This window comes from Citrobacter sp. CK195 (assembly GCF_030333365.1).
Taxonomy (GTDB): Bacteria; Pseudomonadota; Gammaproteobacteria; order Enterobacterales; family Enterobacteriaceae; genus Citrobacter_B; species Citrobacter_B koseri.
The window spans coordinates 670130-690720 of sequence record NZ_JAOWGB010000022.1; the positions used below are offsets into that span (position 1 = coordinate 670130).

General features: G+C 53.1%; 26 protein-coding genes. 12 read left to right on the forward strand and 14 right to left on the reverse strand.

Translation table 11 applies throughout. From position 1 onward, the window contains the following. The first annotated feature begins 10 nt into the window (after positions 1 to 10). From OGX93_RS08095 to OGX93_RS08105, 3 genes are read left to right on the forward strand one after another with little or no spacing between them, the layout of a single operon-like run. A complete protein-coding gene (locus tag OGX93_RS08095; RefSeq protein WP_286449367.1) occupies positions 11 to 982 on the forward strand; it encodes an ABC transporter ATP-binding protein in 972 nt (323 codons plus the stop codon). Then, positions 979 to 1983, forward strand: a complete 1005-nt coding sequence (locus OGX93_RS08100; protein ID WP_012133749.1) for an ornithine cyclodeaminase family protein — start codon at positions 979 to 981, stop codon at positions 1981 to 1983. Before OGX93_RS08095 ends, OGX93_RS08100 begins: the two co-directional genes overlap by 4 nt. Beyond that, the gene (locus OGX93_RS08105) at positions 1980 to 2786 is read left to right on the forward strand and encodes a phosphate/phosphite/phosphonate ABC transporter substrate-binding protein (RefSeq protein WP_199971290.1); all 807 of its coding nucleotides are present in this window, start codon (positions 1980 to 1982) and stop codon (positions 2784 to 2786) included. The genes OGX93_RS08100 and OGX93_RS08105 overlap by 4 nt, the downstream gene beginning before the upstream one ends. Positions 2787 to 2838: 52 nt before the next feature. Here OGX93_RS08105 and OGX93_RS08110 read toward each other — a convergent pair whose 3' ends face one another. Further along, complete coding sequence (locus OGX93_RS08110) at positions 2839 to 3771, reverse strand: LysR substrate-binding domain-containing protein (protein WP_047458702.1); 933 nt, start codon at positions 3769 to 3771, stop codon at positions 2839 to 2841. A gap of 171 nt (positions 3772 to 3942) precedes the next feature. Here OGX93_RS08110 and OGX93_RS08115 point away from each other — a divergent pair, with 171 nt between their 5' ends. The 9 genes from OGX93_RS08115 (at position 3943) to OGX93_RS08155 (ending at position 12703) form a co-directional block, all read left to right on the forward strand. Then, on the forward strand, positions 3943 to 4893 hold the full coding sequence (locus OGX93_RS08115; protein WP_200023551.1) for a branched-chain amino acid ABC transporter permease: 951 nt from the start codon (positions 3943 to 3945) through the stop codon (positions 4891 to 4893). Positions 4894 to 4903: 10 nt separating this feature from the next. Beyond that, positions 4904 to 6010 carry a branched-chain amino acid ABC transporter permease gene (locus OGX93_RS08120; protein WP_049010604.1) on the forward strand — a complete coding sequence of 369 codons (1107 nt, stop codon included), beginning with the start codon at positions 4904 to 4906 and terminating at the stop codon, positions 6008 to 6010. Beyond that, complete coding sequence (locus tag OGX93_RS08125) at positions 6007 to 6774, forward strand: ABC transporter ATP-binding protein (RefSeq protein ID WP_012133754.1); 768 nt, start codon at positions 6007 to 6009, stop codon at positions 6772 to 6774. Before OGX93_RS08120 ends, OGX93_RS08125 begins: the two co-directional genes overlap by 4 nt. After that, positions 6767 to 7486 carry an ABC transporter ATP-binding protein gene (locus OGX93_RS08130; protein WP_071260035.1) on the forward strand — a complete coding sequence of 240 codons (720 nt, stop codon included), beginning with the start codon at positions 6767 to 6769 and terminating at the stop codon, positions 7484 to 7486. The genes OGX93_RS08125 and OGX93_RS08130 overlap by 8 nt, the downstream gene beginning before the upstream one ends. A gap of 27 nt (positions 7487 to 7513) precedes the next feature. Continuing rightward, complete coding sequence (locus OGX93_RS08135) at positions 7514 to 8671, forward strand: branched-chain amino acid ABC transporter substrate-binding protein (RefSeq protein ID WP_153258139.1); 1158 nt, start codon at positions 7514 to 7516, stop codon at positions 8669 to 8671. Positions 8672 to 8688: 17 nt separating this feature from the next. Further along, complete coding sequence (locus tag OGX93_RS08140; RefSeq protein WP_012133757.1) at positions 8689 to 9171, forward strand: L-2-amino-thiazoline-4-carboxylic acid hydrolase; 483 nt, start codon at positions 8689 to 8691, stop codon at positions 9169 to 9171. Further along, positions 9168 to 10391 carry a Zn-dependent hydrolase gene (locus OGX93_RS08145; protein ID WP_286449365.1) on the forward strand — a complete coding sequence of 408 codons (1224 nt, stop codon included), beginning with the start codon at positions 9168 to 9170 and terminating at the stop codon, positions 10389 to 10391. Before OGX93_RS08140 ends, OGX93_RS08145 begins: the two co-directional genes overlap by 4 nt. Positions 10392 to 10660: 269 nt before the next feature. After that, positions 10661 to 11644 (forward strand): DUF1852 domain-containing protein, encoded by a 984-nt coding sequence (locus OGX93_RS08150; RefSeq protein WP_200023549.1) that lies wholly within the window; start codon positions 10661 to 10663, stop codon positions 11642 to 11644. A gap of 27 nt (positions 11645 to 11671) precedes the next feature. Next, a complete protein-coding gene (locus OGX93_RS08155) occupies positions 11672 to 12703 on the forward strand; it encodes a methionine synthase (protein ID WP_130029246.1) in 1032 nt (343 codons plus the stop codon). 253 nt (positions 12704 to 12956) lie between these two features. On the opposite strand, the gene OGX93_RS08160 is transcribed toward OGX93_RS08155, so the two are convergent. From OGX93_RS08160 to OGX93_RS08220, 13 genes are all read right to left on the reverse strand, one after another. Then, positions 12957 to 13325, reverse strand: coding sequence for a TA system toxin CbtA family protein (locus OGX93_RS08160; RefSeq protein WP_286449363.1), 369 nt, complete (start codon positions 13323 to 13325; stop codon positions 12957 to 12959). A 20-nt stretch (positions 13326 to 13345) separates the two neighbouring features. Then, positions 13346 to 13663 (reverse strand): type IV toxin-antitoxin system YeeU family antitoxin, encoded by a 318-nt coding sequence (locus tag OGX93_RS08165; protein ID WP_031601943.1) that lies wholly within the window; start codon positions 13661 to 13663, stop codon positions 13346 to 13348. A gap of 18 nt (positions 13664 to 13681) precedes the next feature. Beyond that, entirely contained in the window at positions 13682 to 13903 is a 222-nt protein-coding gene (locus tag OGX93_RS08170) for a DUF987 domain-containing protein (protein ID WP_023233115.1), read from the reverse strand. A gap of 8 nt (positions 13904 to 13911) precedes the next feature. After that, complete coding sequence (radC, locus tag OGX93_RS08175; RefSeq protein ID WP_286449361.1) at positions 13912 to 14394, reverse strand: RadC family protein; 483 nt, start codon at positions 14392 to 14394, stop codon at positions 13912 to 13914. A gap of 8 nt (positions 14395 to 14402) precedes the next feature. Next, on the reverse strand, positions 14403 to 14861 hold the full coding sequence (locus OGX93_RS08180) for an antirestriction protein (RefSeq protein WP_286449360.1): 459 nt from the start codon (positions 14859 to 14861) through the stop codon (positions 14403 to 14405). 85 nt (positions 14862 to 14946) lie between these two features. After that, positions 14947 to 15183 carry a DUF905 domain-containing protein gene (locus tag OGX93_RS08185; protein WP_033557159.1) on the reverse strand — a complete coding sequence of 79 codons (237 nt, stop codon included), beginning with the start codon at positions 15181 to 15183 and terminating at the stop codon, positions 14947 to 14949. Between the two features lie 77 nt (positions 15184 to 15260). Continuing rightward, a complete protein-coding gene (locus tag OGX93_RS08190; RefSeq protein ID WP_286449358.1) occupies positions 15261 to 15671 on the reverse strand; it encodes a hypothetical protein in 411 nt (136 codons plus the stop codon). Positions 15672 to 15737: 66 nt separating this feature from the next. After that, entirely contained in the window at positions 15738 to 16175 is a 438-nt protein-coding gene (locus OGX93_RS08195; RefSeq protein WP_286449356.1) for a hypothetical protein, read from the reverse strand. A 41-nt stretch (positions 16176 to 16216) separates the two neighbouring features. Continuing rightward, positions 16217 to 16753, reverse strand: coding sequence for a DUF4339 domain-containing protein (locus OGX93_RS08200; protein ID WP_286449354.1), 537 nt, complete (start codon positions 16751 to 16753; stop codon positions 16217 to 16219). Between the two features lie 25 nt (positions 16754 to 16778). After that, positions 16779 to 17489 (reverse strand): DeoR family transcriptional regulator, encoded by a 711-nt coding sequence (locus tag OGX93_RS08205; protein ID WP_023233121.1) that lies wholly within the window; start codon positions 17487 to 17489, stop codon positions 16779 to 16781. Positions 17490 to 17696: 207 nt separating this feature from the next. Further along, complete coding sequence (locus tag OGX93_RS08210) at positions 17697 to 18521, reverse strand: DUF932 domain-containing protein (RefSeq protein ID WP_199971278.1); 825 nt, start codon at positions 18519 to 18521, stop codon at positions 17697 to 17699. 95 nt (positions 18522 to 18616) lie between these two features. After that, complete coding sequence (locus OGX93_RS08215; RefSeq protein ID WP_199971277.1) at positions 18617 to 19480, reverse strand: GTPase family protein; 864 nt, start codon at positions 19478 to 19480, stop codon at positions 18617 to 18619. A 99-nt stretch (positions 19481 to 19579) separates the two neighbouring features. Beyond that, positions 19580 to 20491 (reverse strand): hypothetical protein, encoded by a 912-nt coding sequence (locus OGX93_RS08220; protein WP_286449352.1) that lies wholly within the window; start codon positions 20489 to 20491, stop codon positions 19580 to 19582. Between the last annotated feature and the right edge of the window lie 100 nt (positions 20492 to 20591).

The window sequence follows — 20591 nt, forward strand, 5'->3', positions numbered from 1 at the left end:
GGCTAATACAATGATTACACTGGAAAATATTAGCAAAATTTATCCTGGTTCGCCGCGTAAAGCGCTTGACGATCTCTCCATGACGTTTGAAGAGGGAACCACCACGGCCCTGATTGGCCCTTCCGGCTGCGGTAAAACCACCACCATGCGCTTAATCAACCGGCTGGAACAACCCACTTCCGGGCGTGTCCGGGTAAATGGGCGCGACGTCGCAACGGAAGATCCGGTGATGCTGCGTCGGCATATCGGCTACGTTATTCAGAACGTCGGACTGTTCCCGCATATGACCGTCGCCGACAACATCGCCACGGTGCCGCGCCTGCTGGGCTGGAGCGCCTCGCGTATTCAGGCGCGAGTGGAAACATTACTGGAGCTGGTCGGGCTGGATGCCCGGCAATACGCCAGTCGATTTCCTGCCGCGCTTTCCGGTGGTCAGCGGCAACGGGTGGGCGTTGCCCGCGCACTGGCGGCGGACCCGCCGGTCATGCTGATGGATGAACCGTTCGGCGCCATCGATCCGCTGGTTCGCGGGCGATTACAGACCGAGTTTAAGCAGATTCTGCAACGCGTGAAAAAGACGGTGATTATCGTCACTCACGATCTTGATGAGGCCATCAAAATGGGCGATCGCATCGCCATTATGCGCGAAGGACGCCTGTGCCAGTATGCCCCGCCCGCTGAAGTGCTCTCGGCCCCGGCAGATGAGTTCGTCGCGGCTTTTGTCGGCAGCGATGCGGCGCTGAAACTTCTTGCTATTACCCCGGTAGCCCAGGCGATGGAAACGTCTCTGAGCGCTGACCACCCACAACGGCTTGACGTCAACGCTACCCTGAAAGACGCGCTGGCGCTGATGCTTTCCCGGCGCGCCGACAGCATCACCGTCACCAAATGCGGCGCGCCCGTTGGCGTATTAACTCGCCAGCGGCTTTTCACCCACGTACGACCCGATGCGAACCATGTTACCAGTGAGAGAAATTTATGACTCAACCCATCCATTTAACCTGGCTAAACGGCCCCGACGTTGACCAACTGAAGCTCACGGATACAGAAATCCTCACGGCGGTGGAGGACGGGCTGCGGGCACAGGGAGAGAAAAAAACAGTCATTGAACCGCGCATGCATTTAATTCCCGATAAAGCGTTTAACGGCCACTTTAACGTGCTGCGCGGTTATATCGAACCGCTGGGACTCGCCGGGGTAAAAATCGTCGGCGATTACGTCAATAACTATACGCTCGGGCTGCCCTCGGAAATGGCGCTGCTGAACCTGTTCGATCCGCGCACCGGGATGCCGGTCGCCATTCTGGACGCGTCAGCGATCACCGATATGCGCACCGGCGCGCTTACCGCGCTGGGCGCACGCCACCTTGCCCGCCGCAACAGTAAAGTGCTGGGACATATCGGCGCGCGGGGAACCGCCTGGTGGAACGTTCGTCTGCTCAACAGCATTTATGATTTTGATGAAATCCGCATTCATTCGCGTCGCCCGGAAAGCCGTACCGCATTTGCCCGCCGTCTGGAGCAGGATCTCGGCAAAAAAATCATCGTTACCGATGACTGGGAAAGCTGCGTGCGCGGCGCGGATATTGTGGTCGAAGCCTCGCGTCTTAATGCGCCGACGCCGCTGTTAAAAACAGAATGGATAAAGCCCGGCGCCTTTGTTGTGCCCTACGGCACCATGAGCGCCGTGGAGCTGTCGCTCACCGACATGATGGACAAGCTGGTGGTGGACGACTGGGGGCAGTGCAAAGGCGGCATGTTTGGTTCACTGCGAGCCCACGTAGAAGCGGGAAAATTAAGTGAGCATACCCTGCATGCCGAGCTGGGCGACATTGTCGCGGGCACGAAGCCAGGCCGTGAAAATGATGATGAAACCATCCTCTTCTGGCACCGGGGGCTGTCGCTAAGCGATATTGCACTGGGGCATACGATGCTGAAGAAAGCGCGTGCGCTGGGTATTGGTCAGGAGCTACGTTACCGATGATTGTTAACGCAAGAATGTACTCGGTAACTCCGGCAGCGGCGGAGGGGTGGAAAAGACTCCTGTCCGAAGCCGTGCGCCGCGCCGGGCTGACGGCAGAGATTGTTGACTACCCGGCCCCGGCCAGGCTGGAGGGGCTATGGGCTCGTTCCGATCTGCTGGCGGTATTCATGTGCGGCTGGCCCTTCGCGCAGCGGCGCTTTCCGGTACGCCCGGTGGCCGCGCCGGTTACGGAAGAGGCCGCCAGGGAAGGGATTCCAGGGCACTACCGCACCCTATTTATGGTGCCGACATCGTCTACCGCCAGATGTCTGGAAGAGACGTTCGGCGGGCGGCTGGCGTATACCAACCCGGAGTCGCACTCCGGCTATAACGCGGTACGCTATCATTTGTCGGCATACATTAACGAGACGCGAAAGACGCTCTATCGCACGCTTGTCGGGCCGCTAATCACCCCGCGACGCGTGGTGGAAGCGCTGGCGGCGGGCGAAGCGGATGTCGGCCCGTTGGACAGCTATGCCTGGTCGCTTCTGTGCCGGTATGAGCCGGAATTAACGCGCCATGTGCGCATACTGACGCGCAGCGTTCCCGCACCGATGCCTTTACTGGTGGCAAGCGATACCGTTAATCCACAGGCCATTACGGCGCTGCAAACGGCGCTGCTGACGCTGAACACAGAACGCGACGCCACGCTATTACGGCCTCTGGGGCTGCGGGGATTTATCACCCCGTCAGCAGACGCCTGGCAAGTCGTCTGCGACCGGGAAGAAATTGCGTTCTCCAGAGGCTATGCAACGCTGCGCTGAAAACGGCATTTCATTATGTCGCCCCTTATTCGCTTCATATGCGGTGATATCGTTATACGGTAGCCGCTTCGCGCCTTAACCAGTTCTGTAATAGTTTGCCATCCTGCGTCATTTCACTATCCTGGCGGACGCACAAATAGTAGTCGCGCCCGTCATCTATTGGCAGATCGAAAATCTTCACCAGCTCGCCTTTATCCAGGTACGGCATAATGAGGGGTTCGCGCATCAGGGCGCATCCCAGTCCTGCCTGTACGCCCGCCAGCGTCAGCAGACCGTCCTCAAACAAGGGGCCGCTGCGCGGCGGGGAACGCTTCACGCCCTGCTGAATAAACCATTGATGCCAGGTGGTTCGTTCTTCATCATGCAGCAGCGGCATCTGCATCAGTTGCTCCGGGGTATCAATATGACCATGCAGTCGCAAAAACGCCTGGCTGCATACCGGCACCATGCGCCCGGAAATCAGTTTTTCACTCTGGTATCCCGCCCAGTTGCCATTGCCGAAGCGGATCGACATGTCTGAAGCATCACTCAGATAGTTGCGGTGATTGGCATACACCACGTTAATCTCGGTATGCGGATTCGCGCGCATAAACATCGGCAGGCGAGGAATAAACCAGCCCATCCCAAAAAGCGGAATCAGGCTAATCGTTACCTGCCGGGTCTGCTCCTGCTCCACCAGATGCTCCGTCGCCTGACGCAAAACGTTAAACGCCGCACGGATCGAACGATAATATTCACGCCCTTGTTGGCTCAGCGCCAGTCGTCGTCCATGCCGTTCGGTGAGCGCGATTTGCAGATATCCCTCAAGTAACTTGAGCTGATGGCTAACCGCAGATGGAGAAATCGCCAGTTCCCTCGCGGCTTGCGTCACGCTTCCTAACCGGGCAATGGCTTCAAAGGCGCGCACCGCCCGCAACGGAGGATCGTTGGCAAGGCGACTCTCCGCAAAGGAGGGCAATGTCGTCAATTGTTCTGTTTTATTCATATATTGATTTCTTTAGGCTATAAGCTTGTTTTGTGATTAATAAAATAATCATATTAATCATTAAGATATGAAAATATCTGTTTATCATAAGAAATAATATATGTGTATTTTACAATTTTATTCAATTATTGGATGGTACCCACTGAAAGAGCAATTTGTCGGGTACAAACGTTGGACACACTCATACAACAACTGATAAACGGTGTGATGCTGGGCAGCATCTACGCGCTGATCGCGCTGGGCTATACCATGGTGTATGGTATTTTGCGTATTATTAACTTTGCTCACGGCGATATCCTGATGGTTGGCGCGCTCACTACGCTCTCCGCCATCAATGTCCTGAATCATACCTTCCCTGCTATGCCGCAGTTACTGCAACTCGGTGTAGCGCTGCTCATTGCGATGGCCGTCTGCGCCCTGCTGGCAATGGCGGTAGAACGTTTCGCCTATCGCAGGCTGCGTAACGCCCCACGACTGGCTCCGCTGATCTCCGGTATCGGCGTTTCCGTATTACTGCAAACCGTGGCGATGATCGTCTGGACCCGCAACCCGCTGATGTTCCCGCAGATCCTGTCGATGGCCCCGATCGCCGTGACCTCCGGCGGCGAAACTCACCCACCCGCGATTATCACTCTCACCGGCATTGCCACCGTCGGGCTGGCGCTGGCGGTCATGACCGGTCTGTGGCTGCTGGTTGAATACACTCGCCTCGGGCGAGGCATGCGCGCAGTGGCAGAGAATCCGCGGGTCGCCACGCTGATGGGCGTTAACCCAAACGCCATCATCACCCTGACGTTTGCTATCGGCGGCATTTTTGCGGCGCTGGCCGGCGTGATGATGGCGAGCAACTACGGTAACGCCAGCTTCTCAATGGGCTTTCTCCCCGGAATTAAAGCGTTCACCGCCGCCGTGCTTGGCGGCATTGGCAATATTCGCGGCGCGATGATCGGCGGGATTTTACTGGGTGTCATAGAAGCGCTGGGTGCGGGCTATCTCGGTGAACTCACTAACGGCGTCTTTGGCAGTAATTACCAGGACGTGTTTGCCTTCATCGTGTTGATCCTGGTGCTGGTATTCCGTCCGGCAGGTTTGTTGGGCGAGCGCGTGGCGCACAGAGCGTAAGGGAAAATCAATGACAACCGTACAACTGCAAGCTCCAGCCACGACGCGCAAATTCTGGTCAGGCATGACCTTGTTCTGCATCGCATTGCTGATCGCTCCTGTCGTTGCCAGCCAGCTTGGCGGTAACTACTGGGTCCGCGTGATCGATTTCGCCCTGCTCTACATCATGCTGGCGCTGGGGCTCAATATCGTCGTGGGCTATACCGGCCTGCTGGATATGGGGTTTATTGCCTTTTATGCCGTTGGGGCTTATCTGGCCGCTCTGCTGGCCTCTCCCCATCTGTCTGAGGTGTTCCCAATCCTCACCGTCTGGTTCCCGGACGGGCTACATACCTCGTATCTGCTGATCGTTCCGGCTGCGGCGCTGGTCGCTGCCGTATGCGGCATTTTGCTTGGCGCACCGACGCTGAAGCTGCGCGGGGATTATCTGGCAATTGTTACGCTGGGCTTTGGCGAAATTATCCGCATTCTGATGCGCAACCTCGATCGTCCGGTGAATATCACCAACGGTGCCAAAGGCATCACCGGCGTGGATACGCTTAATCTGTTTGGCCTGAAGTTCAGCGGTGTTTATCACTGGCTCGGCTTTAAAGTACCCGCGTTGTGGCTGTGGTACTACCTGCTGATGCTGGTCATTGTGGCGATCATTTTTGTCTGCCTGCGCCTGCAACACTCACGTATCGGTCGCGCCTGGCACGCGATTCGTGAGGACGAAGACGTGGCCCGCGCGATGGGCATTAACGTGCGTAACTATAAGCTGCTGGCTTTTGCTATGGGCGCCTCGTTTGGCGGCGTCGCTGGCGCACTGTTTGGCGCGTTTCAGGGATTTGTCTCCCCGGAATCCTTCACCCTGCAAGAGTCCATTGCCGTGCTGGCGATGGTGGTGCTGGGCGGTATGGGCCATATCCCCGGCGTGATCCTCGGTGCGGTGCTCCTGACCGCTCTGCCGGAACTGCTCCGTAGCCAGGCGGCCCCTGTTCAACAGATGTTGTTCGGCACGGTACTGATTGACCCGGAAATTTTGCGTCAGCTCTTCTACGGCCTTGCACTGGTGCTGGTGATGCTGGTTCGCCCATCCGGTATCTGGCCGGTTCGCCACAAAGAGGTGAAAGCATGAGCCTGTTAACCGTGAGCAATATGTCCAAACGCTTTGGCGGCCTGACCGCCGTGGACGATGTTTCGCTTTCCATCAATAAAGGCGAGATCTACGGTCTGATCGGCCCCAACGGAGCCGGAAAAACCACCTGTTTTAACCTGATTACCGGGCTTTACCCGGCAGACAGAGGGGCGTTTTTTATTGCAGACCAACCCTATTACCCAAAACAGATAGAGAAAGTCACCGCCGCCGGGATTGCACGCACTTTTCAAAACGTGCGTCTGTTCAACGAGATGTCGGTGCTGGAAAACGTGATGGTCGGTCGCCACGTTCGCACCCGTAATGGGCTATGGGCTGCACTGAGCCGCCATAAACGCGCCCGTGAGGAAGAAGCGCAAACCCGCGAACAGGCCTGGCGCTGGCTGGAGTACACCGGCATTGCTAAGTTTGCCCATTACCGCGCCTGCGATCTGGCCTACGGCCACCAGCGTCGTCTTGAGATCGCCCGCGCGCTGGCTACAGATCCGCTGCTTCTGGCGCTTGACGAACCTGCTGCGGGGATGAATGCCGCCGAGAAGGTCGCGCTTGGCGAGCTGTTAATTCGTATTCGTGAAGATGGCAAAACCCTGCTGATGATCGAGCACGACGTCAAGCTGGTGATGAACATCTGCGACCGCCTGACGGTGCTCGATTACGGCAAAACGCTGGCCTGCGGCACGCCGGATAGCGTGCGTCGCGATCCGGCAGTTATCGCAGCCTGGCTTGGAGGCAATAAGCATGTCTGAGTTACTGAAGGTGGAACGCCTGGATGTGCATTACGGCGGTATTCAGGCCGTTCGCGATATCTCCTTTACCCTGCATGAGGGTGAACAAGCCACGCTGATTGGCGCCAACGGCGCGGGTAAAAGTTCCACCGTACGCGCCATCACTGGGCTGGAAAGTTTTAACGGCAACATTGAGTTCAATGGCAAAGCCGTACGCAAACAGAAACCGGAGACGCTGCTGCGCAACGGGCTGGTGATGGTGCCGGAAGGTCGCGGCATCTTTGCCCGCATGACGGTGCTTGAAAATTTGCAGATGGGGGCATGGTTAAGGCGTGACGCCGCCCGCGTTAAGCGCGAAATGGCAGAGATTTTTGAGCGTTTCCCGCGTCTTGGCGAACGCCAGCACCAGCTTGCAGGACTGCTCTCTGGCGGCGAACAGCAGCTGTTAGCGCTCAACCGCGCCCTGCTGAGCCGCCCGCGTTTGCTGATCCTCGACGAGCCGTCTATGGGGTTAGCCCCCAGGATGGTGGAAAACATTTTTACCGTGATCGCCGGGCTGCGCGCACGCGGCGTCGCCCTGCTGCTCATTGAACAAAACGCCCGACTGGCGCTGGAAGTAACCGACAGCGCCTGGGTGATGGACAGCGGCAGCATTGTGCATCACGGCGAGTCGAAAGCGATGCTTAATGACGATCAAATTGCACAGATTTATTTGGGCGAAATGCCTGTTTAACACACTCACCAACAGCAGGGAAAAACAATGAAAACAGTAAAAATCAGTGCGCTCAGCGCCGCTATTCTGCTCAGTAGTTTTGCCGCTACAGGTGCATGGTCAGCTAAAAGCGAAACCGTGACCATCGGTCTTGCAGGCCCGCTTACCGGCCCGTCTGCCCGTATTGGTAAAGATCTGGAGAACGGCGCCCAACTGGCGATTGACGATATCAACAAGCAGCACCCGACCATCGGTGGTAAAGCGGTGACCTTCAGGCTGCAATCTGAAGACGATCAGTCTGACCCGCGCACTGCCGTGGCTGTGGCGCAGCGTCTGGTCGATAGCGGCGTGGCGGGCGTGGTCGGCCACTGGAATACCGGCACCAGTATTCCGGCGGCACGCGTTTATCACGATGCGGGTATCGCCCAGGTCGCGCCTGTTGCCACCGGTCATGCCTATACCAGGCAGGGCTTTGATACCAGCTTTCGTGTGATGGGGCATGACGATGACGGCGGCCAGTTTGCCGGTCAGTACGCGGTGAATACCCTGAAGGCAAAACGTATTGCCGTGATCGACGACCGTACCGCATTCGGTCAGGGGCTGGCTGACGAGTTTATAAAATCACTTGAAGCGCAGGGCGTGAAGATTGTTGACCGCCAGTACGTTGACGACAAAACCGTGGATTTCAGCGCCGTGCTGACCGCCATTCGTAGCAAAAACGCTGACCTGATTTTCTTCGGCGGCGTGGATAGCCAGGCCGCGCCGCTGGCGCGTCGTATCAAACAGCTGGGTATGAACGCCACGCTGATGGGCGCAGGCGGCTTCGTCAGCCAGACCTTCCTGCAACTGGCCCAGAAAGAAGGTGAAGGCGTCGTGGCGCTGGAGCCGGGCCTGCCGGTTGAGCAGATGCCGGGCGGTAAGGCGTTCGAACAAGAGTATCAGTCTCGCTACCACACCCATATTGAACTCCACGCCCCATTCGCCTATGACGCCACCCGCGTTCTGGTTGCCGCGATGGAAAAAGCCGACTCTGTCGATCCGGCTGAGTATCTGCCGGTTCTGCGCGCAATAAGCTATTCCGGCGTTACCGGGCAGATCGCTTTTGATAATGAAGGCAACCTGAAATCGCCGTCTTTCACCGTCTACAAAGTCGTGGATGGTAAATGGCAGCCGCAAACGGTACTGGGCGGCGCCAAAACGAAGTAACGCAGTGAGGCAATGTGATGAGTGATAATAATGAGCTGGGCATTCTCGCCCGCCGCAAAATAGAAGCAGAGATCATTAAACCAATCTATGAAATCCTGGTGCGCGAGATAGGGAAAGCCCGCGCCCAGGCGGTCATTGGCGAAGCCATTGAGCAGGCGGCGATCGATGCCGGTAAAGAATTTGCGCGCAAGGAGCCGAATGGCACAGACGTGAAGAGTTTTATCGCCCTGCAATACCTGTGGGAGAAGGATAACGCGCTGGATGTCAAAGTGATCGACGCCGACGACAAGCAGTACAACTATAACGTCACCCGCTGCCGTTATGCCGAGATGTACCACGAGATGGGCCTCGGTGAGATTGGCCACCTGCTCTCCTGCGCCCGAGATGAGAAATTTATCGTCGGCTACGCGCCCGACGTGGAGCTGACCCGTACGACCACCATCATGCAGGGTGGCGCATGCTGTGACTTTCGCTATCGCACCAAAAAGGAAGACGTATGATCCGCGTGAACGCAGAGCGTTTATGGTCAACGCTTGAGATAATGGCGCAAATCGGCGGCACGCCAGCCGGTGGCGTCACCCGACTGGCATTAAGCAATGAGGATCGCCTCGCCCGTGATTTACTGCGCGACTGGGCGTTGGAAGCCGGATTCCGCTGCGAAATCGATAGCATGGGCAACATGTTTATTCGCCGCACCGGTAAAAAACCACAGCTTGCGCCGGTGATGACCGGTTCACATGTTGATTCTCAGCCGCTGGGTGGGCGATATGATGGAATTTACGGCGTGCTGTCCGGGCTGGAAGTGCTGCGTACTTTAAACGATCAGAACATTGAGACCGAACGCGATATTGTACTGGTCAACTGGACCAATGAAGAAGGCGCGCGCTTCGCGCCAGCAATGCTGGCCTCCGGCGTCTGGAGCGGGCAGTTCACACAACAATACGCGTGGGCGCGTGAAGATCAGGACGGCATCAGCGTCGGCGAAGCGCTTGAGGCCATCGGTTACCGTGGCGACCAGCCCGCCGTCGCCTTCCCTGTCTACACCTGTTACGAGCTACATATCGAGCAAGGCCCGATTCTCGAAGAGGAAGGTATTGATATCGGCCTGGTGCATGCCGCTATGGGCCAGCGCTGGTTCAACGTTGTAATTCGCGGATTTGCCGCCCATGCCGGCACCACGCCAATGGCCAGCCGCCGCGATGCGTTGACCGCCTTCGCCCGTCTGGCGCTGGCGGTGGAAGACATTGGCAATCAGCACGAACCAGACGGCAGAGCGACAATCGGCATGGCGCAGATTTCACCGGGATCGCGTAACGTAGTGCCAGGGGAAGTACATTGCAGCGTGGAGTTTCGTCATCCACAGACTGCCGCCCTCCAGGCAATGGAAACGGCGCTTCGCAAGGCAACCGCCGATCTGAATCAGCGCGGCATTCAGCTCGACGTGGAGCGTATCTTCGATTACGCCCCCATCGCATTTGACGAGACCTGTCTACAGCGCAGCGCAAACGCGGCCCAGGCACTGGGATACAGCAGCAAACGGATGGTGTCCGGCGCCGGTCACGATACCTGTTATATCAGCAAAATCGCGCCCGCCAGCATGATTTTTATCCCCTGCGAAAAAGGCATCAGCCACAACGAGGCAGAAAATATTCAGCCGGAATGGGCAGAAAAAGGCGCTAATGTTCTGCTGCACAGCCTCCTGCCGGCTGCGCTTGAATAACAGAGCCAGGTGAACCGGTCAGTCAGAAGAATCACTATTCAACTTAATCGATTACAAGCATGACCGGGTTTGACCATACAGCAGACCATGAATATGACTCATGTTGTAATGAAATTAAGTCTCTTTCACTCATCCAGTGACTCTGGCATAAAAGAGACCTTACTCACTTATTGATAACATGAATACTGCTCAATAATAAAGTCAGGTAACTCTGTAAAATCAATAAATTAATTCAGTTTTCATATCATGACTTAGGATGCAGGATCACGATGAATAACGATTTTACATTTACGATCAAAAGCAGTCGCTTCGATGAACATTATAACCCTTCTGAAAATACGCGTATTACTACCAACTTTGCGAATCTGGCCAGAGGAAAGAACCGCCAGGAAAACTTACGCAACACGTTAGTGATGATTGACAATCGCTTCAATACACTGGCGTATTGGGATAACCCCAAAAGCGATCGTTATTCTGTGGAACTTGATATCATTTCTGTTGCGATGAATATTAACGTTGATAGCAACAGCGATACATTCCCCGCTATTGAAATATTAAAAACCAATATTATTGACAAAAAGAACAACGAACGTTTTGAAGGTATTGTCGGGAATAATTTCTCCTCTTACGTACGAGATTATGATTTTAGCGTATTACTGCCAGAGCATAACAAAAACAAACCTGAGTTTAGCATTCCAGATAATTTTGGTGATTTGCATGGGAACATATTTAAACATTTCATAAACTCAAATGAATACAAAGAGCATTTCAAAAAACCACCTGTGATATGTCTCAGCGTGTCAAGTAACGATATCTATCATCGGACTGGAAATCAGCATCCTGTATTGGGTATCGAATACCAGCCTGGTGGTTCTTCGTTAACTGAGAAATACTTCAAAAAAATGGATTTGCAGGTTCGCTATTTTATGCCCCAAAATAGCGTTGCACCTTTGGCCTTTTATTTTTCTGGTGATTTACTTAGTGATTACACGAACCTTGAGCTGATCAGCACCATCAGCACGATGGAGACGTTCCAGAAGATTTACCGACCTGAAATTTACAATGCTAACGCCGCAGCAGGTCAATGCTATCAACCAAATCTGAACCACCAGGATCATTCATTAACAAAAATTGTTTATGATCGGGAAGAACGCAGCCAGCTGGCTATTGAGCAGGGAAAGTTTACAGAAGAGCATTTCATCAAACCATACAAAGATATTCTTGAAAAATGGTCTGCTCACTACGCTCTTTGATTAACCGAAAATAAAAGGTCATCGATTATGAAAATATTACTACCCACTTCAACGGCTGGCAGTTTACCTAAACCTTCCTGGCTTGCTCAACCTGAGACGCTTTGGTCGCCCTGGAAATTGCAAAATGAGGAATTAATCGAGGGAAAACAAGATGCGCTACGTTTGTCCCTGGATGATCAACTACGGGCAGGTATTGATATTGTTAGTGATGGCGAGCAAACGCGCCAACACTTTGTCACCACGTTTATTGAACACCTCAGCGGCGTTGATTTTGAGAAACGTCAGATTGTTAAAATTCGTAATCGCTATGATGCGAGCGTACCGACCGTTGTTGATGCGGTAGCGCGTCAAAAACCCGTTTTTGTTGAAGATGCAAAGTATTTACGCCAGCTCACTCGTCAGCCGATTAAATGGGCGCTGCCAGGGCCTATGACGATGATCGATACGCTCTACGATGCCCACTATAAAAGCCGCGAAAAGCTGGCCTGGGAATTTGCAAAAATTCTCAATCAGGAAGCCAGAGAGTTAGAAGCTGCCGGTGTCGATATAATCCAGTTTGATGAGCCCGCATTTAATGTGTTTTTTGATGAAGTGAATGACTGGGGGATCGCCGCGTTAGAAAAAGCCATTGAAGGGCTAAAATGCGAAACCGCTGTGCATATCTGCTATGGATATGGCATCAAGGCCAATACCGACTGGAAAAAGACGCTGGGGTCAGAGTGGAGACAATATGAAGAAGCTTTTCCCAAACTGCAAACGTCTAATATCGATATCATCTCACTGGAATGTCATAACTCGCATGTTCCAATGGATCTGCTTGAACTGATTCGCGGTAAAAAAGTCATGGTAGGGGCCATTGACGTGGCAACCAACACCATTGAGACACCAGAAGAAGTCGCCAGTACGTTACGTAAAGCGCTTCAGTTTGTCGATGCCGACAAGCTCTATCCTTCTACCAACTGTGGTATGGCTCCCTTATCTCGTCAGGTAGCCAGAGGTAAGCTCGATGCCCTAAGCGCAGGCGCAGAAATCATCCGAAGAGAACTTTCGGCTAAATGACTCTGTTAATAAGATACGGGCTTTGAGTTGATTTCGGTAGATCTGAGAGGAATTTGAAATGGTGCGATAATAGGAACATAACACAACACAAAAACCCATTGATAAGTATATATATTTTCTTGTTTCATCTTTATAAATGCCCCCTTTTGTGCCCCCACCTTGTTTTTCATGCGACTCGATGAGCCGTTCATCGAGTCGTTAATCTCATCAAATTCTTCACGTATCGTGGAAATGTTCGCAGATCTCCATCCCCTCACAGCCGTGATCGGCTAAGAACAATATTACTTACCTCCCCGTAAGAACACCGGCTCATCAACCCACACGCTTTCCTGGCTTGAAGAATGTCTGTCGCAGTCAAATATGGTGCTTGTACCTGAGAGGTAAATCCATTGCTGTCGATACGAACTAACTCATATTTCTCTACAAGAAAGTTAACGGCATTAGCCAGAGTGATACCGGCATCGATATGCTCTTTTATAACGGTTTCATCGCTAAAAGGTGTGTCGCTTAGCATTAGGCCATAGTGCTGCTCAAGCAGACGAGTAAGTAACATTTGCCAGACTGCAACGGGCGACAGACAGGGCTTCGCCGCCCGCGAAATTGTAGCAGGTAGATTTTTCATGTTTGCTCTCGTGAAATTTGTTAGCGTTGAGTGGGATAAATGGCGATGTATACGTAGCCGCAACTACCAAGGGTATCGGCTTCGCAGGTGAAACCGTTGTGGTACAGGGTGACACAGTGGGCATGGCGGGGATTCATTTCACCAGTGGTCAGCATCGATTCCATCTGGCTGATAAAATGCGGAAATGCCACATCCAGCTTAAGACATTCTGCTTCGCTGAACTTACCGGTGATACTGGCCCGGTCAGCCAGATAATGCAGCCGGTTCCCCTCCTGCACCAGACGGGCTCCCAGGCGTGGCGTGATATTCCGCTGCAGGCCCCAGGTGATGTTACTCATTACAGTTCTCCACTATTGTCAGTTCAGGGTGATACTCATCAGGCAGGCATAAGGCCCGTTGCGGTCCTGGCGGCGTTCGGCGTATACCGCCAGCACGCCGGGAATGTCAGGAACTACCTTACCGGTGTAATGACAGACACTGCCGTGCCACTGGTATCTGCCGGTGCAGTATCGAAAAATGCGGGAGGCCGGATGCTGACGGTAAATCGTCATCGCCCGGCGTTTACTGATAATTTTCATGTCATACCTCAAAGCAGACCATGTTCAGCGAACGACAATATCTGCGTACCACCGACGATGAGGTGGTCAGGCACTCGGATATCAACGAGCTGAAGCGCCTGCACCAGACGCTGCGTTATAGTCTTATCTGCCCGGCCGGGCATGGTGTCGCCGGAGGGGTAGTTATGCGCCAGAATCACGGCTGCTGCATTGAAATACAGGGCGCGTTTGACCACCTCACGGGGATGTACCTCGGTGCTGCTGATGGAACCGGCAAACAGGGTTTCGTGGGCAATTAACTGGTTCTGCTGGTTAAGGTACAGCACCATAAACTCTTCGCGCTCCAGTCCAGCCATTTTCAGTTTCAGCCAGTCACGGGCTGCCTGAGTGGAGGTGAATGCCACGCCTGTTTCGCGCAGGTGTCGGTCAAGCAGTGTTAAAGCGCGTTTTATCGTGCGTTGTGCGGTCAGTGGAAGTACCGGTGTCAGTGGGATAAGTGACTGTTCCATCATGAGTATCCTTAATCAATAATGCGCAAAATGGCGCTGGATTCAGGGTGCTGTCGGGCGTAATCCCGCAGGCGGTAATAGTGCTCAGTCATGGCATCGCATTCGGTGCGACAGGCATGATGGCTGTATTCAATCAGGCAGACAGCGATACCTGCGGCTTCCACACTCATTTCCGCATCATTTCCGTTCATGGCGTTGAACAGATGCCATTTTTCGTTACCGTCAGCATCAGGGGCCATAAACGCGCCGCCATTGCTGAGCGTGTAAAAGGACCAGATACCACCGCTGTACTCATCACAGAAGCGGTCCATCCAGGCGAAAATATGGGGTTCCAGCGTGATCCACTGCGGAATAGCACCAAAGTACAGCGGCCAGAAATCGAGACGCTGCTCGTCAGGTACTGGTGTTGCAGTAAGGTCAAATTGAGGTTCATTAGCGGACATCAATTCGCATTGCGTTTGTGTCGTCATGGATATTCTCCGTCAATAAAAACGCCAGCGACGATGGCTGGCGTATGGGAAATAAAGGACATAGAGGGATGATGAATAGGTGTGGTCAGGAGGAGGATGCTCTGAGGATGCCGTACTGTCGGATATAACGGTTAAGCCCTTCACCGGCATCCGGTTCAAAGCACCACGCCCGCCAGATCATTTGACCTTCAGACTCACGAACCACCAGGCGGAAGTGGCTACCCTGGTCGTCTTCAATAGCGATATTTTGATACCGGCGGGTAACCGCTTCGGCCTGCTGTCGGGTAAAAGGTCCCGGTGGAAGCGTGTGAGATTCAGACATTGAGTGTACCTTAAAAGCAAAAGCCCCTGACGCAGAAGCGTCAGGGGCTATGGGTGTATGCAGGTGTGGGGTGATTATCAGAAACCCGTCTGCACCTTATATAGGCGCAAAGTTTTGCTGCCCCGGACAATCTTCACATACAGGGCATTATCTTTTGTGCCACGAACAAACCCGGCCTTTACATCTCCCTTGCAGTCACCACCGTCATAAGGGATGTTAAGTCCGGTGTTAAATACCAGGTCAATAATCCCGAAACTTAAATCTTCACAGGCTGGACCGGGCAAATCCTGAATCAGAGCAAATTTATGGTCGTCGCTGACACCGGTCAGTGAACACATGGAGGTGTTGATGTCGTTTCCCTGGCACCAGTACTCCTGTCCGGGATTGTCTTTATCCATAAGGCTTGCCGGAAGTTGAGCGGCACCGGCACTGAAGGCGGCAAGTGACAGAATGAGGGCGGGTACAGCAGAGGTCATTATTTTCAGCATGGTTTTCTTCCTGAATTAATCCAGCCCGCTGTCGGGCAAAATGAGGGAGGTAGGTATCGGGTGTTATCAGAAGCGCCGGTAGCGAAACAGCTCTTTGCCCTGGTACAACGCCACCAGGTCGTCATATTCCGGCTTCTTCTGGTTGGGCTTAAAGGTCACTACCGTGCCCGGACGACACAGGTCTTTTGCGGTGAGACCGAATTTCTTGTCCGGAGTAATGGTGAATCCTTTCGACACATCGTTGTGCATGATGGTTATCCAGCCCCACAGGCCGCCTTCGCAGTCTTTAAAGGGTGCGGAACGCACCGTGACCATACCGCCCTTACGGTCAACGAACATGGCCTCACACTTCCCCGTGACCTGACGATGCGCATCACACCAGAAAATGTTCCCGTTGTTGTCATTAACTACCGCAGGCAGCGTCCGGTTATAAGGCTGGGCCTGAACTTCTGTACAGAGCAGAAGGCTGCCAGTAATGCCCAGTATTTTAATCAGCGTTTTCATTACGTTGGTCCTTAACAGAGAAAGTATCAGGTAGCGACGATTCAGGCCCAGACAGTCAGGCCCAGCATCACCAGCCATACCCAGAAGTAAGCCGGTTTCTGACCAAGGGTTTTCGCCCGCCGCCACAAATAGAACGGCACCAGCCAGGCAAGTTTGCCGAACGTGGTGGTATCCACTCCGGCCTTACGCAGGTGTCGTTCATCGAGATACCCCAGTGCGATATTGAGCAGCAGCGTGATGAACCAGTACTGCCCACCCGAGACGGCCTCATATGCCTCGTCAAAAGACATTCCGTTCAGCCCTGCCGTCCACAGCTCGAGCGCATAACCAATGAAGGGAGCAAATGCCAGCGCCCATACCACTCCGCCCGGAATGCGGTTTCCTGGCAGTGCCGGTGGTGTAGTGCTGTGGAGCAGCGCCGAAGCCAGCGGGGTAGCGGAGATTGGCTGCCACTCCGTCATGCCCTGTCGCCATACCAAAGTGGATGCAGTCAGTTCACCGCGCGCAATCAGGCCAGTGATGTCGTCTTCGGTCACATTGTCGTGACGTATGCCATTTTTCTCGTAATGCCAGGTCATTGTTTTTCCTTCTTAACAGAGGTAATTAAATCAGTGTGTTGCCCGGCTCCTCCTCAGAGGGCCCAGGAGACAGGACTTCGCGGATACAGCTGAAGTGCGGAAGAGCCCGGATAAAGCCCGCCTGTGTGGTTAACTGGCTGAGACGTTTTAGCGGGGTGAACGTGGTGTTGAGTACTGTCACCGCATGGATGGTCGCCAGAGGATGCACGGTGATATACCCGTTAAGTTCACCGGTGAGGTACCAGCAGCCGTCAAATGAAATCAGTCGGTACGGGGCCAGCCCGTCACAGCGCTCTCCCTCGGCCAGCAGCAGTACCCGCTGGCATGCGGTAATGGCACTGACGAGGCGGTAAAACACCAGCGAGCTGACCGGTGACACTGACTGTGGGGGTTGCCACACCAGGCAGGGCATCCCTCCTGCGGTGAGCAGCATTCCCGCCAGACGCCTGTCCAGCCCCGGAAAAATATCGGCCAGTCCTGCCCGGTGAGCAAAGGTCAGCGCATCCAGCTCGCCCTGTACGCCCCCACCGGTACTGCGCAGGCGGCATTGCCCCCGTCGATACTCCAGGTCCAGATACATCAGCCGTTCGCGAAAATCCCGTCGCAGGGTACGGACTGACACACCAAACTCTGCAGCCAGCCGCGCCATGTTCAGCGTTTCACCGGCAACCAGGCGGCTGATTATCAGTGACAGCCTGACAGCCAGCCGGTCATGACGGCGCTCTGCCTGTGTCATCTTAAATCTCCGAAATAATTAACTGACTGAATATGAAATGATTCTAAAGAGGGGGGCGGACAGGGTATGGACACGGAATGAACTATTTTTTATCAGCCACCGGAGGCAGGGCCGACGCGGCACACCGTGAAATGCGGTGATAAAACACTTAATCCAATGGGGTAAAACGGACAGGGAGTGTCCTTTCTCAACATACTGATAACAAGCTCAGGACTGAAACCCACTCAGCATCGCTTCCGCCATCACCCAGAGGGCCCGGTTGAGCTTCACATCGCCGTCGATACCATGCACGGCGCGGGTATGTGTTCGCCGACCTTTTGCACTCCGACCAGTGAGCCCGCCTTTAATCAGGTTTTCCTGAATACGCTGGTATGTGGTCCACAGGTCATTGCTCTCATCCTGCCAGCGGCGTGGGGAGAGTATCTGAGGTGCTGTCACTGGCTGGTGGTCCTCACCGAAACGGTACGTCAGTGCAGCCTGTGCCAGAGCCTGTTGTGCAGGTGGCGGCAGCATCAGCGACTGCATGGCATCCCGCTTCTCTTCCACACGGTCAAATATACCCAGTACTTCATACGCCCCCTCAATCACCTGACTCACGACATCTCCTTTGTGCGGCACCCGCACCTCGCCAAACGACTCACCACAGACAAGCCCGTTCTGGCATACCGCGCGGAATAATCCCGGCAGCATCTGATACGAGCTGGTGCCGTCATGAGAGTTGAGCAGAATGACTTCCGGGACCTGTTTGCCGGTAATTTGCCCCTCCCGACGCAGGCGCAGCATGTGCTTTGTATGCTTGCGGCGACCTGGGTCACGCACTCTGGCCTGACAGGCAAAGAAGGGCTGAAAGCCTTCGCGCTGCAGACTGTCAAGGAGAGAAATCGTGGGTATATATGTGTACCGTTCACTGCGAGATTCGTGTTTGTCCTCGCTGAAAACACTGGGCACTACACGAAATAGCTCTTCGCGGGTTAACGGACGGTCACGACGGATAAGATTTGATGCGCCAAAGCGCGAAGCCAGACGGGTCATAAGCAGATTCCTCATGATGGGAAAGTAAAGACAGAAAAGCCCTACCGCTCAATCGCGGCAGGGCTCAGGAAACTACGGGTTAGAAGGGTTAATGTTCAGAAGAAGAAGTTCCAGACTGCACGAGCGACCGATACCACGATGTCGCGTACAGACTGGATAACTGTCCGAACCGGGGACGGTATCAGGGGCATGGAACTTACTGTGTCCAGTACCGAGCCGACCGTTTCACCAAAATCGTCACGGGCTTTTTTATTAATGGCATCGGTACGAAGTGGATCACTAAGCTGTACCGCCACCGGACTACTGGCCTCCCGCGGCAGGCAATGAATCATCCGTTCAGCCATTACCCGCAGCCCCCATTGCAAACGTACCGACACCGCACAGACAGGGTTTACAGGTTGGAACAACTCATGCAGCAGACAGATTTTGCGGCTGATATTTTGTTTCTGCTCTGTAGACAGCTTTTCACCACCGCAGGTGGGTTCAACCTTGTCGGACTGACTGATAACAAACAACACCTTATGCCGGTATGCTTCACCAATCACCTGCCGGTAAAAATGTTCATCCACCGCTAGTGCTCGATCATCGGCCTTAATCAACCACAGCACCAGGTCGAGCCGGGAAAGTTGTTCACGGTAGAGTGCAGCATATTCAGCATCCCGGAGTTCGGACTCTCCAACACCGGGTAGGTCCATAATTGTCATAAAGCGTTTGCCGAGCTGCAGGCGAAACTGCAGTGGTTTTCGAGTACATGCCGCCACATCACTGACCGGTGATATATCCCCAGCAAACAGGGCATTACACAGGCTGCTCTTGCCTGCTCCGGTTTTCCCCATAATGCCTATTACAGGCTCGTAGTGGGTTAACTGATTTATCTGCTGCAGAATGCGTTCAGAGACCCACTGGGGGAGGCCGGAAAGCGGTTGCTGCAGTGACTGCAGACCGTCAAATTGTTTCATTACTGCTCCTCCGAAAAAAGTATACAAAAACGGCAGAACTAAGAGGTTCTGCCGTTAATGGGATATGTTCAGAGTGATGATATATATCTGTGATCTTTTTTAATTTTCCCAACTTTTCAGTTTAGCTTTTGCGTATGCATCATTGATCAGCATCTCAATCAATTCATTGATTTTCATTTCATTTTGGCTTGCCAGATAATCAAGTTGTCTCTTACTATCTTTGCTAATATAGGTATTGAGAACTTTTTTGTTTGCAACACTATCTCTGAATTTTTTCTGACCCCATGCTTTTTTTGTTTTTATAATAAACAATTCACCTTCAGCATCGGATTTATCCTCAACCCATTGATCAAAGATTGAATGAACTTTCAGATTCAAATTTTTTTCAAACCAAAAATCCACATTACCATTAATCATTTTGTTCTTATCGAAGTAAGACATCACCCACTGATAATCTGCCAAATATTTAGCATTATATCTGACTGATGAGAACCAAAACGGATTGCCAAATTTTTTCTGGATACGGAGCCATGACCTCTTCAAACGCTCTAAGGTGGAACGGATATTATTAAAGCTTGATACACGACATTGATAGTCTATCAAAAGAATTACCCCATCATAATTTACGCCACCCTTATCAGAATCAAGGCTCCATTCAGGTAAAGTGATATCAAGAAGAGAGGGGGCATTATTATTTGTATATAGCTTGTATTCGGCATGAATATAATTAGCAACAAATGACAACGAACGCTCACAATCAATCCACTCAAGTTCACTAAAAGGTATTAACTTACCCTCAACCTCTCGCTTACTCTTTTCAAAGAAAGCTTCCGCATTCCTATACTTAACCATTTCCTTTTTATTCATATATTTAATGCAAGACTCTTTAAAAAGAGTGGCATCACCTATTCTTTCCACTAATTCACGAGACTCATCAACATGCATTAATGCTGAGCGAAAGATATCCCAGTAAAGCCATAAATTTACTCTTTTCGTCCAGAGACTGGTCACTCGCCTTTCTGCACTCATCACAACCTCAAACGTAACAACAATCGTAGAAAAAACCGTAGCACTCTACGTAGTAGAGTACGTTGTTTTTTTGTTATCACAA